At 57.3% G+C, this 15,855-nt stretch carries 11 protein-coding genes; 3 read left to right on the top strand and 8 right to left on the bottom strand.

Features of this window, described 5'->3' with window-relative positions:
* Window positions 1-60: 60 nt before the first annotated feature.
* Both CAFE_RS03810 and trpS read left to right on the top strand, forming a co-directional pair.
* Entirely contained in the window at window positions 61-1,251 is a 1,191-nt protein-coding gene (locus CAFE_RS03810; RefSeq protein ID WP_066642013.1) for an aminotransferase-like domain-containing protein, read from the top strand.
* Between the two features lie 28 nt (window positions 1,252-1,279).
* Entirely contained in the window at window positions 1,280-2,290 is a 1,011-nt protein-coding gene (gene trpS / locus CAFE_RS03805; RefSeq protein WP_066642012.1) for a tryptophan--tRNA ligase, read from the top strand.
* Window positions 2,291-2,462: 172 nt separating this feature from the next.
* Here the strand turns inward: trpS and CAFE_RS03800 are convergent, their stop codons facing one another.
* The 8 genes from CAFE_RS03800 to CAFE_RS03765 form a co-directional block, all read right to left on the bottom strand.
* Window positions 2,463-2,639: a hypothetical protein gene (locus tag CAFE_RS03800; RefSeq protein WP_156989842.1), complete on the bottom strand. Its 177-nt coding sequence runs from the start codon at window positions 2,637-2,639 to the stop codon at window positions 2,463-2,465.
* A gap of 34 nt (window positions 2,640-2,673) precedes the next feature.
* Entirely contained in the window at window positions 2,674-3,864 is a 1,191-nt protein-coding gene (gene alr / locus CAFE_RS03795; RefSeq protein ID WP_330593848.1) for an alanine racemase, read from the bottom strand.
* Between the two features lie 34 nt (window positions 3,865-3,898).
* Window positions 3,899-7,657, bottom strand: coding sequence for a phosphoribosylformylglycinamidine synthase (locus CAFE_RS03790; protein ID WP_207708862.1), 3,759 nt, complete (start codon window positions 7,655-7,657; stop codon window positions 3,899-3,901).
* A gap of 167 nt (window positions 7,658-7,824) precedes the next feature.
* Window positions 7,825-9,207, bottom strand: a complete 1,383-nt coding sequence (locus tag CAFE_RS03785) for a penicillin-binding transpeptidase domain-containing protein (RefSeq protein ID WP_066642000.1) — start codon at window positions 9,205-9,207, stop codon at window positions 7,825-7,827.
* A complete protein-coding gene (locus CAFE_RS03780) occupies window positions 9,204-10,886 on the bottom strand; it encodes an FtsW/RodA/SpoVE family cell cycle protein (RefSeq protein ID WP_233452695.1) in 1,683 nt (560 codons plus the stop codon). Before CAFE_RS03780 ends, CAFE_RS03785 begins: the two co-directional genes overlap by 4 nt.
* 165 nt (window positions 10,887-11,051) lie before the next feature.
* Window positions 11,052-11,903 carry a carbohydrate kinase family protein gene (locus tag CAFE_RS03775; RefSeq protein ID WP_156989838.1) on the bottom strand — a complete coding sequence of 284 codons (852 nt, stop codon included), beginning with the start codon at window positions 11,901-11,903 and terminating at the stop codon, window positions 11,052-11,054.
* A 113-nt stretch (window positions 11,904-12,016) separates the two neighbouring features.
* The gene (locus tag CAFE_RS03770) at window positions 12,017-12,685 is read right to left on the bottom strand and encodes an acyltransferase (protein ID WP_156989837.1); all 669 of its coding nucleotides are present in this window, start codon (window positions 12,683-12,685) and stop codon (window positions 12,017-12,019) included.
* Window positions 12,686-12,748: 63 nt separating this feature from the next.
* A complete protein-coding gene (locus CAFE_RS03765) occupies window positions 12,749-13,699 on the bottom strand; it encodes a dockerin type I domain-containing protein (protein WP_156989836.1) in 951 nt (316 codons plus the stop codon).
* A 504-nt stretch (window positions 13,700-14,203) separates the two neighbouring features.
* Here CAFE_RS03765 and rlmD point away from each other — a divergent pair.
* Window positions 14,204-15,571, top strand: coding sequence for a 23S rRNA (uracil(1939)-C(5))-methyltransferase RlmD (gene rlmD / locus CAFE_RS03760; RefSeq protein ID WP_156989835.1), 1,368 nt, complete (start codon window positions 14,204-14,206; stop codon window positions 15,569-15,571).
* The last annotated feature ends 284 nt before the right edge of the window (window positions 15,572-15,855 follow it).

The raw sequence follows: 15,855 nt of genomic DNA, 5'->3' as shown, positions 1-15,855 counted from the left end.
ACCGGAGGGAAACTGTGTTAAAATAGGGAATAAAATATTCAGTAAGAAAGGTCGATCATTATGGAATACCAATTTTCCAGGCGCGTGTTGGAACTCAAGCCTTCTGCAATCCGGGAAATCTTCAAATATGCCGCCGATCCGCAGGTTATTTCACTCTCCGCCGGAAATCCCGCTCCGGAGGCGTTTCCGGTTCGTGAAATCGCGGAAATTTCAGCGGGAATTCTGGCTCAGCGCCCGATCGACGCTCTTCAGTACGGCACGACGGAGGGTTACACGCCCCTGCGCGGACATCTTGCCGCCTATTTGAAAGAAACGTCCGGAATCGGTTCGGACGGCGACGACCTGATCATTACAAGCGGCGCGCAGCAGATCATGGACCTGTTTACAAAATCCGTCGTCGACGAAGAGGACACCATTGTGTGCGAAGCCCCGAGCTTTCTCGGCGCGCTGAACACCTACCGTTCCTACCGGGCGAAACTGCGCGGCGTTCCGATGGAATCGGATGGAATCAGCCTGGAAGGCCTGGAACAGGCATTAAAGGAGGAAAAGCGGGTAAAATTCATCTACACCATCCCGAACTTCCAGAATCCGACCGGCGCGACCATGAGCCTTGCAAAGCGGCACGGAATGTATGAGCTCGCAAAGAAATACGGCGTGATGATCCTGGAGGATAACCCTTACGGCGACCTGCGTTTTCAGGGGGAGGACCTTCCGGCCATCAAGTCCTTCGACACGGAGGGCATCGTCCTCTACTCCGGCACTTTTTCCAAGGTCGTTGCGCCCGGCATCCGCGTTGGGTACGCGGTCGGACCGAAGCCGATTCTTCAGAAAATGATCGTATGCAAACAAGGCGAGGACGTGCATACCAACATTTGGGGCCAAATGCTCTGCGACGAGCTGATGACAAAATACGATTTTGGCGCGCATCTTGCCCGCCTGCGCGAGGTATACCGCAAAAAATCGAAGGTCGCCGTCGATGCGATGAATCGATGGCTTCTGCCGAAAATCACCTATCTGCCGATCGAGGGCGGCCTGTTTTTCTGGTGCACCCTGCCGAACGGAATCGATATGCTCGAATTTGTCAAACGCGCGATTGACCACAAGGTCTGCGTCGTGCCCGGCAACGCCTTTCTGACCGACGAATCAAAGCCCTGCCAGTCGTTCCGCATCAATTACACCACGCCGACCGACGAAAACCTCGTGCGCGGCATTCAGCTTTTAGGGGAAGTCGCAAGCGACATGATCCCGTAAAAGCGTCAATATGGAGGCATCAGTTTTAATGGAACCGGAAAAAAACGAAAACACCAGAAAGGTCATCTTCAGCGCGATTCAGCCGAGCGGCACCATCACACTCGGCAATTATCTCGGCGCGCTGAAAAACTGGATTGAGCTGCAGGACGAATACGAATGCATCTATGCGCTCGCGGATCTGCACACCATTACGGTGCGGCAGGAGCCCGCAAAATTCCGCCGCAATACGCTTGAGGCGTACGCACTGCTGCTCGCCTGCGGCATCGACCCGCAGGAAAGCCCGTTTTTCATTCAGAGCCAGGTACCGGAGCACGCCCAGCTCGCGTGGGTTCTGAACTGCTACACGCAGTTCGGCGAGCTGCAGCGCATGACGCAGTTTAAGGATAAATCCCAGAAGCATCCCGACAACATCAACGCCGGTCTGTTCACCTACCCAAGCCTGATGGCGGCAGACATTCTGCTTTATCAGGCCGACCTTGTCCCGGTCGGCGTGGACCAGAAGCAGCACATCGAGCTGACCCGCAACATTGCCGACCGCTTCAACGGTCTGTACGGCCAGACGTTCAAGCTGCCGGAGGGGTATATTCCGGAAACGGGCGCAAAAATCATGTCTTTGCAGGACCCCGCCCGTAAGATGAGTAAATCCGATGAGAACGTGAACTCCTCCATCGCGGTTCTGGACCGCCCGGAAGATATCATGCGCAAATTCAAGCGCGCCGTGACGGACAGCGAAGCCTGCGTGCGCCGCGCCCCGGGCAAAGACGGGGTCAACAATCTGATGGGCATCTATTCCTGCGTGACGGGACGCACAGACGAGGAAATCGAGGCGGAGTTTGCCGGAAAGGGTTACGGCGACTTTAAGACGACGGTCGGCGAGGCGGTCGCGGAGCATCTTCGCCCCATCCGCGAGAAATTCGACGACTATATGAAGAATAAAGACTATCTGGAACAATGTTACGCCGAAGGCGCGCGAAAGGCGGAGGTTATCGCCCGCAAAACGCTGCGCAAGGTCATGAAAAAGGTTGGTTTTCTGCAGTAGAACGCTCTGATTTGGGTGGAACAGAGATTGTTGCAAAATAGCCCTATTCAGGAATTATGTAAAAAAATGCGTCTTGATCCGGCCTGTAAAAGCCGTTTCAAGACGCATTCTCTTGTTTTTAAGGCTGTTTCTTTGTGAAATCGCTCTCACTAATTCATTTTGCAACAGCCCTTTATGGTTTGTTTTGTTTCAGGCTTTTCGCATATAAAAACTGAAGAATCAGGGAAGCCGTGATCAGAACGGCGCATTCCATTGACCCCGTTCCCGTAACCGCGTTGTGAATCGCTGCCGCGACCGCGGCAGCCGAAAAAGCCCATGCAAGAATCATAACGGCTCTATTTCTTTGCATTCCCGTTCCCCCTCTCCCCGTTTAAGACCGTGCTTTAGCGCCTGAGATAATCAAGGCTGCCAATCGTCTTACCGTTTCGCAGGAAAACACGCGGGACCCGCTTGGACACGCCGCAAACCAGTTCATAGTTGATCGTTCCAGCCTGAGAAGCCAGCTCGTCCACCGGAAGGGCGGCGGCGCCGTCCGTGCCGATTACCGTAACCGTGTCCCCCGCCTTCACGTCCGGGATTCTGGTTACGTCCAGCATCAGCTGATCCATGCAGACCCTGCCGATGATCTTTGCCCTCTGCCCGCGCACCAGCAGCTCCGCGGACTGAAACAAGCTTCTCGGGTAACCGTCCGCGTAACCAACCGGCACCGTGGCCACCTTCATCTCTTCCTGAGAGGTAAATTTGCGTCCGTAGCTCACCGAGGTCCGGGCGGGGACCGTCTTGACAAGCGCCACAACACTTTTCAGCTGCATGACGGGAATCAGCGGCGCGGGATTTCGGATGCAGCCGGACGGCATCAGGCCGTAGAGGATTATGCCGGGGCGCGCCATGTCCATCTGCATCTCCGGATAATCGAAGATCGCCGCGGAATTGGCGCAGTGACGAATCCGGAATGATATGCCGCGCCGATTCAGCTTTTCGATTGCATCGCGGAAATTGTGAGCCTGCATCCGGGTATAGTCACGCCCGTTTTCACCCTCGTCCGCCACCGCGAAATGCGTGAAAACTCCCTCAGGGTCGATTCCGGGCAGCGCGCAGGCGCGTTCGATTTCGTCCAGCGAACCGCCGTCACGCTCCGGATGCTGATACAAAAATCCGACCCGGCTCATGCCGGTGTCCAGCGAAATATGTACCTTTACGGAAGCCCCGGCCTTCACGGCCCGCTCGCTCAGCGCAGCCGCGTATTCGCCGCCGACCATCGCCTGCGAAATATTCAGCCGGGCTAGCTCCTCCGCCATTTCGGGCGGCGTGTAACCCAGAATCAGAATCGGCAGTTTGATGCCCGCCCTGCGCAGCTGCCGCGCCTCTTCAAAATTGGAAACCGCGAACCAGTCCGCGCCCAGCTTTTCATATTCCGCCGCAAGACGCTCAGCGCCGTGGCCGTAGGCGTCCGCCTTAACCACACAGCAAACCTTTGTTTCAGCGCGCAGCCTCTTTTTGATCTCCCGGTAATTGTGTTCCACGGCGTCCAGGCTGATTTCAGCCCACGTCCGCTTCAAAATATTTTCCGTCACACCGACCGCCAGCTTTCAGACTTCTCATACTTGTTTATTTAAAATAGTTCACGCCGGATTCAAACAGCTTCTGGTCTTTCTTTCCCGGAACGTTTTGGTACAGATTTTCACCCATCCGCTCCGAATGGCTCATTTTCCCAAGGATTCGCCCGTCGGGGCTGGTGATTCCCTCCACCGCGCAGACGGAGCCGTTCGGACTCCATTCGGAAGCTCCGCTCGGTACGCCGTCCGGCGTGCAGTACTGCGTCGCGACCTGTCCGTTTGCGATCAGGCCGCTCATCACATCCTCATCCGCGACAAAGCGGCCTTCCCCATGGGAAATCGGAACGGCGAACACGTCGCCCGCGTTCACCCCCGCGAACCATGGGGATTTTACCGAAGTCACACGCGTGTACACCATGCGGGAGATATGCCTTCCGATGCTGTTAAAGGTCAGGGTCGGCGCATGTTCCGACGGCGCCGTAATTCTGCCGTAGGGAACAAGACCCAGCTTAATCAGCGCCTGGAACCCGTTGCAGATTCCCAGCATCAGACCGTCTCTTTTGGTAAGCATCTGCTCAACCGCTTCCGCGATTCGCGGATTCCGGAACGTCGTCGCAATGAATTTACCCGAACCGTCCGGCTCGTCGCCGCCCGAGAAGCCACCCGGAATCATAATGATCTGTGAACGGGAAATCGCCTCCGCCATCCGTTCGATGGTTTCTTCAATATCATTCGGCGTCAGATTCCTCACGACCAGAACCTCCGGTACGGCCCCGGCCTTTTCAAACGCGCGGGCGCTGTCGTATTCGCAGTTCGTGCCCGGGAACACCGGAATGAATACGCGGGGCTTCGCCGTTTTGATCGAAGGCGCCGCCGCGCCGCGTTCCGTGCAGAGCGGAACATCACGGATCGGGGTACCCGGCGCCGCTGAAGGGAATATTTTATCCAGCGTACCGCTCCACGCGGAGATCAGCCGGTCAAGGTCAAGCGCCGTGTCTCCCAGCTCCACCCGAGGCCGCTCTATCGTATGCCCCATCGTGAGAAACGCCAGATTCCGAACCGGCGTTTCCTCGTCCAGTTCCACAAGAATCGCGCCGGAAGCCGGGGCAAACAGGCACTGCGGGCTCAGGACCGGCGGATTGAAGCGGAAACCGATTTTGTTGCCGAAGCACATGCGCGCCACGGCGGCGGCCGCGCCGCCCTCTTTTACGACGGAGGCGGACCTGACTCCGCCCCCCCGAACAAGGTGAACCACCGCGGCATAATAAGCCTTCAGCTTCTGCCAGTTCGGCAGAAGCGTCTCCGGGTCCTCCGGAAGCGGAAGCAGCAAGACCTTGGAACCGGCCCTTTGGAAAGCCGCGGAAACGGTCTTGCTCTTTTTCGTCATCGCCACCGCGAAGCTGACCAAAGTCGGCGGAACGCTGATGGATTCAAACGTACCGCTCATGCTGTCCTTGCCGCCGATGGACGGAACGCCGAGCCCGATCTGCGCGGAAAGCGCGCCGAGCAGCGCGGCGGTGGGTTTGCCCCAGCTTTTCGGGTCGTCCGTCATCCGTTCGAAATATTCCTGAAAGGTCAGCCGCGCCGAAAGCGGGTCCGCGCCGAGCGCCGCGAGCTTCGAAAGACTCTCGACCACCGCGTAGGCCGCGCCGTGAAACGGCGAGAAACGGGAAATTCCCGGGATAAAGCCGTAGCTCATCGCGGTCGCGTCGTCGCTGGCACCGGCGACCGGCAGACCCGCGACCATGCCCTCTTCCGGCGTCAGCTGGTAGGTGCCCGCGAACGGCATCAGGACCGTCTGGGCGCCGATGCTCGCGTCGAAGCGCTCGGAAAGTCCCTTTTGCCCGCAAACTTCCAAACGGGAAAGGTTCGTTTCAAACGCCTGCTCCAGCGAAAGCCCCGCAAGGCACGCCGGAACCCTTTCGCGGTAGTTCTGCTTTGGGTCGACGGCCGAAATCAGGGCGTCGGCGTTCTGGGTAACGCCGTTCGTGTTCAGGAAAGATCGGGCAATATCGACAATTTTGTCTCCGCGCCATGTCATGCGAAGCCTCGGCTCTTCTTTCACGACGGCCACAACGGTCGCGACGAGGTTTTCCCGCGCCGCGGCGGAGACAAAGGCTTCCGTGTCTCCGGGGGCCAGCACCACCGCCATGCGCTCCTGCGATTCCGAAATGGCAAGCTCCGTTCCGTCGAGTCCCTCGTACTTTTTCGGGACCTTGTCAAGGTCGATGCTCAGGCCGTCCGCCAGCTCGCCGATCGCGACGCTGACGCCGCCCGCGCCGAAATCGTTGCAGCGCTTGATCATTTGAGCGACCTTCGGGTCGCGGAACAGGCGCTGGATCTTACGCTCCGTGGGCGGGTTGCCCTTCTGAACCTCCGCGCCGCACACCTCGATGGACTGCTGCGTGTGCGCCTTGGAGGAGCCGGTCGCCCCGCCGCAGCCGTCGCGTCCGGTCGCCCCGCCCAGCAGAACGATCACGTCACCGGGCGCCGGAACGCCGCGCATAACGTTTTCTTTGGGGGACGCGCCGATCACCGCGCCGATTTCCATGCGTTTCGCAACATAGCCGGGGTCGTAAAGCTCCGTGACCTGCCCCGTGGCAAGGCCGATCTGATTCCCGTAAGAGCTGTACCCCTGCGCCGCGCCGGTCGTGATCTTGCGCGTCGGCAGCTTGCCCTTCCTGGTCTTTTCAAACGGCACGCGCGGATCGCCGGAGCCGGTGACGCGCATCGCCTGATAGACGTACGCCCTGCCGGAGAGCGGGTCGCGGATCGCGCCGCCCAGGCAGGTCGCCGCGCCGCCGAACGGTTCGATCTCCGTCGGATGGTTGTGGGTTTCGTTTTTAAACTGCACCAGCCATGTCTGGACCTTCCCGTCCACCGTAACCGGCACTTCAATCGAACAGGCGTTGATCTCTTCGCTTACGTCAAGGTCGGGGATCAGGCCGCGCTTTCTCAGCAGCTTCATCCCGATGACCGCCATGTCCATCAGGGATACCGGCCGGTCGGTTCTTCCGTAAACCTCGTCGCGGGCGTGATAGTACGCCGCGAGCGCGTCCTCTATCGCCGCGCTCAGCGCGGAGCGTTCCACCGTGATGCGGTTCAGGCGGGTCAGGAACGTCGTATGGCGGCAGTGGTCGCTCCAGTAGGTATCGATCACGCGCAGTTCCGTGACACTCGGGTCCCGCTTTTCCGCGTCGCGGAAATAGTCGCGGCAGAACAAAAGGTCTTCGCGGCTCATGGCGAACCCCATCGAGCGGTGATATTCAAAAAGCCGCCCATCGTTCCAGGAGGTGAATCCTTCCACACGAACGACATCCTCAGGCACCTTTGCCTCGGAATCGAGTGTTTCCGGCTTGCTCATGGAAGCAAGGCGGCTTTCAACCGGGTTGATCAGATAATTTTCAATTTTCAAAAGAGCTTCCGAATTCAATTCACCCTTGACCGCGACGAGTTTCGCCGTCGCAACCTGCGGCCGCTCCCCCTGCGTCAGCAGCTGGACACACTGGGCCGCCGAATCCGCTCTCTGATCGTACTGCCCGGGAAGATACTCCGTCGCAAAGGCTCTGTACCCCTCCGGCAAAGGATATTCCTCTTCGTACACCAGATCAACATTTGGTTCCGAAAGGATGGTGTCCCTTGCCGCCTCATATTCTTTGCCTGAAATTCCGGAAAGATCGTAGCGGTTGACGATTTTGACGTCTTCCACGGAAGTCAGGCCAAGGTTTTCCATCAGGTCCGCGCGCAGATGCCGCGCCTCCGAGTCAAACCCCGGCTTTTTTTCCACAAAAACACGGATGACTTCTGACATTTTTTCCCCCATTCCGCCGGCTGAACGGCTGAATTTCGATCCGATTCATCATTCAGATTTTATCCAACTTATTTTAGCATAACCGGCGGAGATATAAAAGGGCGAAATGCACCAATTTTCGCGGATTCAAACGGAAAGGGTTGGCACCCCGAAGTCCCTGAAAAAACTTATGAAATTTTTGCCGCGGCCCGCATCAAGGCGGACGCGAGCTTCCCGGCGGAAGCAATGCTTGAATTCTGATTTTCAACCAGAACCGCAAACGCGAACGGAGTCTTTTCGTCGGAAGAGAATCCAACCATCCAGCAGTTCGGCTTTTTTCCGCTGCCGATTTCCCCGGTCCCGGTTTTCGCCGAAACCTTCATGCCGGGGAACAGACCGTCTCCGTAATCCGACGTGACGTCATAGCGCATATAAGTTGTAAGTTTTGCGGCGGTCTCGGGGCTGAGCAGCTGCCCGCCCGTTTTCGCGGAGCCGGTTACCGTCCGGAATCCAAAGGAATTGGAGACATTTTGGACCAGATACGGCTGCACATAGGTTCCTCCGTTTGCAATCGCTCCCATCAGGATCATCATGTGATAGGGGTTGGCAAGGTCGGTGAACTGCCCCACGCCGGACCAGCCGAGTTCCTGCGGCTGAGCGCCGTTTACATTGTACACGCTTTTCGCAGACGGAATTCCCTCCAGGGCAAATGTGCGGTTAAAGCCCATTTCGTTTGCCATTGCGGTCATCGTGTCCGCGCCCAGCTCAATGGCAATCTGCGAAAACGCCACGTTGGAGGATTTGGCGAGCGCGTTTTTAAAATCCAGTTTCCCGTACGCCCTCATATCCGTGATCTTGTTCCCGTTGATCGTGACGCTGCCGTTGCAGTTCCAGGTACGGCTGTCCAGGTCCTTGATCTGTTCAATCGCCGCGGCGGAGGTCACCAGCTTGAAAATGGAGCCGGGAGTCAGCGAGGAGGACAGCACCTTGTTGACGAACACGCCGTCGTATTTGCCCGTTTGATCGGTTGTCAGGTCTTTCGGCGGATTTGCCGGGTCATAGTCGGGCGTGCTGACCATACAGAGCATCTCCCCGGTTTTGTAATTGTAAAGGGCCGCGGCGCCGTTGCGGCTGCCAAGCTGCTGCCTGGCCAGGCTGCACAGGCCGCTGTCCAGGGTAAGCCGGAGGTCGTTTCCGGAAGACTGTCCCGTCGGGGAGGCAAGCCCCGTCACGAAATTGTAGCCGGAAAGCTCCGCACGGAAGTTGTACTGAACGCCCGTGGAAATGTATCCCTGCGTATCCCCGACCGCGTGCAGCATCGCCCTGCGGACGGTCTCGTCATTGCTGTACACCCGTTTGCCGTTTTCGCTTTCGGCCAGAACCACGCCGCTCCGGTCCAGTACACGCCCCTCGGCGGAAACCGAGCTCCCGCCGGAAATGTGCTTGTTGAACGGCTGAACGGCCCAGTTGCCGCCGTTGACAAACAGCCCGTAAAGAAACACGCAAAGTCCGGCGGCAAAGCCCGCGCAGAGAATATAAAGAATAAAAGAACGCGTCCCGGTCGTTTTCATGGTTTTCTCCTCCTGCGCACCGCATAAGTCCGCTCATCCCCGGCCTTGATAAAGGCCAGAAGCCCCCAGACGGACACCATGCTGGAGCCGCCCATGCTGATAAACGGAAGCGTCACCCCGGTCAGGGGAAGAACGTCCGTGGCGCCGAAAATATTCAGGCAGGCCTGAAACAACAGCATGCCCGCCGCCGCGCAGGAGGAAATGGAATAGAGCGTCGAACGGCTCCGGGTCGCGTCGGAGCGCGCGTAAAGCAGCAGGCCCGCGACCGACAGCACCGCGATCAGCGCGACAATCAATCCCAGTTCCTCGCAGAGCATCCCGAAAACCAGGTCGCTTTGGGCCGCGAACACCGATTTCAGGCTGCCGCGCCCCAGTCCCACGCCGAACAGCCCGCCGGAGGCGGAATAACTCAGCACTCTGGTCTGCTGGTAGCCCGAGTCGCTCGCATGCTCCCAGACATGCCCCCAGACCGCAAACCGCTGCGCGACATAGGGCCGGAATTTCAGAATCAGGAACGCGCCGAGCCCGGCCACCGAACAGATCAGCGCAATGGTGCGAAAGCTGCCGGACCGCATGAACGCGATAATTAAAAAGGTCACAAAGAAAATGCAGGCCGTGCCGAAATCTTTCATCAGGAACAGCGCGCCCATGCACACCGCCGAAAAAGCGATGAACCCCGTCAGGTTCCGCGCGGTCTGCAGCCTGTCCAGCGTGGAGGCGCCGACAAAAATAAAGGCGATTTTAATCAGTTCCGACGGCTGAATGGTGACCGGGCCGAGTTCAATCCAGTTTTTCGCGCCGTTATACTCCCTGCCCAGCAGCAGATTCGCGGCAAAAAGCAGAATCGCCAGCACGCCGATCGCCACGCGCCACCGCATCGCGCGGTCCAGGTCGCCTAAAAACCAGATCATCGCGCAGAACAAAGCCATCCCGGCTGCAAGCGCCGCAAGCTGAACCCAGGTCTCTTTGACATTCGTGCCGGAAATCAGCAGGATTCCGATCCCGCTGTTCAGAAAGGCGATGGTTTCCAGCTCAAAACTGACGCGCCCCAGTATTTTTCTGGAAAAAAAGTAAAGTCCCCATCCCAGCAGCAGCAGAATTCCCAGCGGAACAAGCGGCATCAAAGCGGGCTTGTCCCCCGCGAAGCACGCCTGCGCCCCCAGCAGAAGCTGAGCGGCGGTAACCGCGAGCATCAGCGACACTGGGGAGGCAGCCGGCCTGCGCGGGCGTTTGGACGGTTTCAGGCCGCTCACGTCCGCAGTGCGTTTGAGCATCAGCGCGGTGGACCCCATCGCGACGGTGTCCCCGGGCAGGATCGGAGCGTTCTGCCGGACTTTTTTGCCGTTGATGAATGTGCCGGCCTTCGAATCGGTATCCGTGACAAGCCAACCGCTTTCCCGGCGGAACAGCACCGCATGGGCCCGGCTTGCGGTTTCGTCGTTTAGAACAATGTCGCAGCTTCGGCTTCGCCCGATGGAATTTTCCCAGTACAGGACCGGAATCACCTCATGCGTCACCATATCTTCCAGAACCACGACGGGGTCCTCGCGCCTGCGCCCGACGCGCAGGGAAGAAAAACAGCGAAAAACCACGACGCCGCTGATCAGCGCCACGGCAACCCGCGCCGCAAACAGCAGGATGGACTCCGCGCTTGTAAGGGCGGTTAAAAACGTATTCAAGGAAAGGACCTCCTTTCGGTTCATGAAACATTATAGCGGCATTCGGCTTTAAAGTAAACCGGGGTTCCGGATCGCGGCCGCGCCGCGGGCCGTCGAAAGCCGCGCGGAATTTTTCGTTCGAAAAACGCGACCAATCGGCGGCCGGACGCGTCTTTCACGCGTCGATTACGGCGTTACGATTCCCAGCTGGTTGATCAGTTTTGGCAGACATGCCTCAAATTTCAATCCAAACTTTCCGTCGTCCCCGCTTTCCCTTGTGCGGCGGATGCAGTCGGCCGTAAAATCGACCGCGAGCTGCATGGCGGCGCTCAGATGCATCCCGTACAAATGCCCCGCGAGAAGAGAGGCGCAGAACAGGTCTCCCGCCCCCAGCCATTCCCCGGCGATCCGGTGCGAAAACGCATAGCTGACGCTCCCGTTTTCCGCGGTGTAAGCCGCCGCGCCCATCAGGTCCTGACTGAACCAGATCCCCGTCATCACCGCGCTTTTTGCGCCCAGGGAACAGATGCCCCGCAGCAGGTCCTCCACCGTTCTGCGGTTCCACGGCCCGACCCGCTCGCGCTCTCCCGTCAGAAAAGCGGCGTCGCAGGCCGGCAGAATTACAAGATCGGCCAGCGGGCAAAACTGTTCCGCCAGTTTTGCCCGTTCCCGCGTCATTCCGTCTTTGCCGCCGTTCCCGTTCCAAGAGGAAGAGCCAAACAAAATCAGATTGTCCTTTTCCCGAAACGCGTGAAGGAAAGAGGCGAGCGCATCGGCTTCTTTTGCGTTTTCCGGAAGTTCAAACAGCACCGCATCGAACGAATAGCCCAACTTCTTCCATTGATCCGCGTAAGACGGCAGGCCGCCGCCCAAATCAATTCGTTTTTCCTTCGCCGGTCCCGGCGAAGACGCCGCAGCCATCGGTGCCACGCACACCTCGATGCCCGCGGCGGCCAGAACCGGCAGCGCGGCGGTCAGCGAGCATTTCCCGGTCCCGCAGACCGAACCGATCAGAGCCGCGCGTTTGTTATCACTCATTTTGAATCCCTCCAAACCGTAATATCCTCACAATAGACGGATCGGCAAACGGATTCAAGGAGAAAAATGCAGAATGATAAAAAGAAAACGGCCGCCCTTCGGCGGCCATGGTATTATTTTCTTACGGCGATTTCTCCCGCGCGTTTATAAATGCTGTTGGGCGGCACAAATCCGCGCACCATGGAAAGCGGATAAACGGTGGTTTCCCTGCCGATCACGGTCCCCGGATTCAGAACCGAATTGCAGCCGATTTCCACACGGTCGCCCAGCATGGCGCCGATCTTTCTCAGACCCGTCGCGATCCGCTCGGCCCCGGTCGCGATGGTCACGTCCGTTTTGTCTGATTTGATGTTTGAGGTGATGGAGCCGGCACCCATATGCGCCTTATACCCCAGAATGGAGTCGCCCACATAATTGTAGTGGGGCACCTGGACGCCGTCGAACAAAATCACATTTTTAAGCTCCGTCGAATTCCCGACGACGCAGTCCGCTCCGACCAGGGCGTTTCCGCGAAGAAACGCGCACTGACGCACTTCCGTCCGGGGTCCGATGATTATCGGCCCATGCAGGTAAGCGGACTCAAACACGGTCGCGGTGCGGTGTACCCAGACGGCTTCACCGTGACGCTCATATTCTTCTTCCGGCAGGCCGGCGCCGATCCGCAGGATCAATTCTCCGATTTTCGGCAGTGCCTCCCAGGGATAGCGGAGCGCGGCGAGCAGCGGCGCGGCCGCCGTATGGGACAAATCAAACAGGCTGCTGATTTCAGCGGGTTCAAACATAATATAATCTCCTTTATTTCTCGATCATTCCTATTATATTACTTTTTCGAACCCGGTCAATCCTCAGTCTTCCCCGGAAATCATCTTTTTCAGCTTCAGAAGGTCGCTGGTGGTAACGGTTCCGTCCCCGTTGAGGTCCGCCGCGCGGCGAAGGTCGGCTCTCAGTGTTCCGGAGCCCGTCAGATAATTGTAAAGCGCTCTGCACGAGGCTTCGTCCGGGGTACCGCGGCGCGTCAGATCTCCGGCAACGACCGCCGTCACGCGGTTCTGCACCGTGCCGTCCGGATTCTCAACAGTCAGAACATCCCCCGTGCAGACGGAGCCGCCCAGCCGGATGCTGCCGTTATAGGCTTTGACCGTCAGCCGGGAATCCGGCACGCCCTCATCCAGGAGCTGATCCTCCAGTTCTTCCACCGAAACAGGTGTTCTGAAATCGAAATAATTCTCATCCCCTGATAAAAACCCATCCGCCGGCCCGGAAGAGACCCCGGAGCCCGATGACTGTCCGGAGGGCGCGGAAGAGTCGGCATTCGACGCAGAAGACGGCTCTGAGGCGGAGGGCAAATCGGATGGAGCGCTGCTCTCCGGCTGACTCTGCGACGAGGCCTGTTCGGAGGACGGCGCGCTGTCTTCCGGCTGTGAGGAGACCGGCGGCGCGGAATCGGAGGAAGAGCTTTCCTGACTGTCCGGATTAATATTTACAAACTCCTTGCGCAGCTTTCCCGAAGCATCATACATCATGACGAAATCCCCTTCTTCCAGCAAGCCGCCGGTTCTGGGGGTTCCGTCCTGGTCCGTCACCACCACGGTAATGCTCGGATCAAAAGCCTTTAACTGCGCGCCGACCGATTCCACGGTGGCGTCGGCGCCAAACCAGTGTTCCTCCGCGCTGACTGCGGCGCTCCCCTGTTTTGCAGTTTCCTGTGCGTAAAATGCAGTGGTAGGAATCACGGCCAAAAACAAAATGGTCAGAGAAAGAGTAAACGGAAACCTTTTTTCGAACATTTTCCCCATAATTCCCCATCCTTTCTCTCCTGATCGTACCACTTTTTCCGTCAAAGCATCGTAAGAAGTGGAATTCGTTCACAGAACTAAAATCATTATGAATTTTGCTGTTTAGCATCTTGCAAAAAATGAAAAAGACAAAAACCGGCTTTCACCGGTTTTTGTCTTTTTGGGGAGGAGTTGTATTGAAAAGGTGTGGCAAACTCTGCCACAGGACTTATAATCACAAAACAAATAAGGCCTTAAAGAAATGAATCGATTAAATTCGTATCTTTCATTTCTTTGATATCAGTATACCCCCCTGGGCGCATTCTGTCAACGGCTTTCCAGGAATCCCAAACAGAATCTACTCTTTGTATAAAACGTAGGAATAAAACGAACACTTTTAGTTATTATTCACTATTATGCTTCCTGAACCAGCCGGGCACATCCGATCATTTTTCCGTACGCCTTGTATTGTCGGTTGCTCAATGGTACACTAGACGGGTAACAGGAAAAGGAGAACGGAGAAAAATGGAACTCAAGAAAAATCAAATGATCGAACTCGATATAACCGGATATACGGCCGAAGGCAACGGAGTCGGGCGCTATAACGGAATTGCCGTATTTGTTCCGCACGCCGCCGCAGGCGACCGTCTTTCCGTTAAAATTTTAAAAACCGCCAAAACCTATGCGTTCGGCAAGATTGAAAAAATCCTTTCATCCTCCCCGGACCGCATTCCGGTGGACTGCCCACAGTTTTCCCGCTGCGGCGGATGCGTCTACCGGCACGTTCGGTATGAAGCCGAATGCAAAGCCAAGCAGCAGCGGGTTCAGGACGCAATCGAGCGAATCGCGGGATTTCATTACACAATTCTGAATCCGATTGTCCGCGCGGAAAATCCGGACCACTACCGCAACAAAGCGCAGCTGCCGGTCGGCGGCGGTCCTGGAGGAGAAATCAGCCTCGGCTTTTACGCCTCCCACAGTCACCGGATCATCGACTGCGGCGAATGCCTGCTGCAGCCGCAGGTTTTCTCCGCGGCAGCCGGCGCCTTCCGCGAATGGGAAAAGCGCACCCGGGAAGACGTATACGATGAAAAAACAGGGCGCGGCCACATCAGGCATTTTTTCCTCCGTCTGGCGGAATCCACAGGCGAAGTCATGGCGTGCGTGGTCGTCAACGGCAACGGAGTCCACAACGAACCGGAGCTTGTTGAGCTGCTGAAAAACAACGTTCCCGGATTAAAAAGCGTTGTCATCAACAGCAACCGCGAGCGCACCAACGTCATACTCGGCCCCAAATGCCGGACCATCTGGGGCCAGGACACCATTACGGATGAGCTTTGCGGCCTGAAATTCCGCATTTCCCCGCTCTCTTTTTACCAGGTAAACCGCCGGCAAGCGGAACGCCTTTACCGTCTGGCGGCAGAGTACGCGGGCCTGACCGGCGGCGAAACGATTCTGGATCTTTACTGCGGCACGGGAACCATCGGGCTTTCCATGGCGAAAAACGCGGGCAAGGTGATCGGAGTGGAAATCATTCCGCAGGCGGTGGAGGATGCCAGGCAAAACGCGGAGGAGAATGGGATTGAAAACGCGGAATTCCTCTGCATGGACGCCGCAAAAGCCGCCGACATGCTGAAGAACCGCGGAGAAAAGCCGGACGTCGTCATTCTGGACCCGCCGCGAAAGGGCTGTGACGAATCTTTAATTGATACCGTCGGCAAGATGGCCCCCCAGCGCGTGGTTTACGTCTCCTGCGACCCGGAGACGCTTTCGCGCGATTTAAAGCGGTTCGCATTGCGCGGATATAAAACCATGCAGATCACGCCGGTGGATTTGTTCCCCCGCACCGCGCACGTCGAGTGTGTTGTCTTGATGTCACGGGTGGAGAAATAAGGCTATTCAAAGCACTGATAAATAAAGGGTTTCCTGACATTGAACTTTGCTCACGGCTACTTTGCCGAGGATGTTAAAGTCGGGAAACCCTCATTTTTATTCTTTGAGGAAACATATCAACTACCCTGAAAACGATAGGGTCGAGTTGATAGATTAGGGAACCTCTGATTTAATCCGCCCCTCTACCGAAGAGAGGAGAACTCTGGTAAAATAGAACTATCAATTCACAGGCGGTGCAGAGAAATGAAAAAGCAACAAACTTTTACGGATATCGAATATAGCTG

Source organism: Caproicibacter fermentans (assembly GCF_009746625.1).
GTDB lineage: Bacteria > Bacillota > Clostridia > Oscillospirales > Acutalibacteraceae > Caproicibacter > Caproicibacter fermentans.
This window is presented reverse-complemented; position numbering and strand designations above follow the sequence as displayed.

Coding starts and splice junctions, on each gene's coding strand:
- CAFE_RS03810 (WP_066642013.1), top strand. CDS start 61: ATGGAATACCAATTTTCCAGGCGCGTGTTGGAACTCAAGCCTTCTGCA.
- trpS (WP_066642012.1), top strand. CDS start 1,280: ATGGAACCGGAAAAAAACGAAAACACCAGAAAGGTCATCTTCAGCGCG.
- CAFE_RS03800 (WP_156989842.1), bottom strand. CDS start 2,639: ATGCAAAGAAATAGAGCCGTTATGATTCTTGCATGGGCTTTTTCGGCT.
- CAFE_RS03790 (WP_207708862.1), bottom strand. CDS start 7,657: ATGTCAGAAGTCATCCGTGTTTTTGTGGAAAAAAAGCCGGGGTTTGAC.
- CAFE_RS03785 (WP_066642000.1), bottom strand. CDS start 9,207: ATGAAAACGACCGGGACGCGTTCTTTTATTCTTTATATTCTCTGCGCG.
- CAFE_RS03775 (WP_156989838.1), bottom strand. CDS start 11,903: ATGAGTGATAACAAACGCGCGGCTCTGATCGGTTCGGTCTGCGGGACC.
- CAFE_RS03770 (WP_156989837.1), bottom strand. CDS start 12,685: ATGTTTGAACCCGCTGAAATCAGCAGCCTGTTTGATTTGTCCCATACG.
- CAFE_RS03765 (WP_156989836.1), bottom strand. CDS start 13,699: ATGGGGAAAATGTTCGAAAAAAGGTTTCCGTTTACTCTTTCTCTGACC.
- rlmD (WP_156989835.1), top strand. CDS start 14,204: ATGGAACTCAAGAAAAATCAAATGATCGAACTCGATATAACCGGATAT.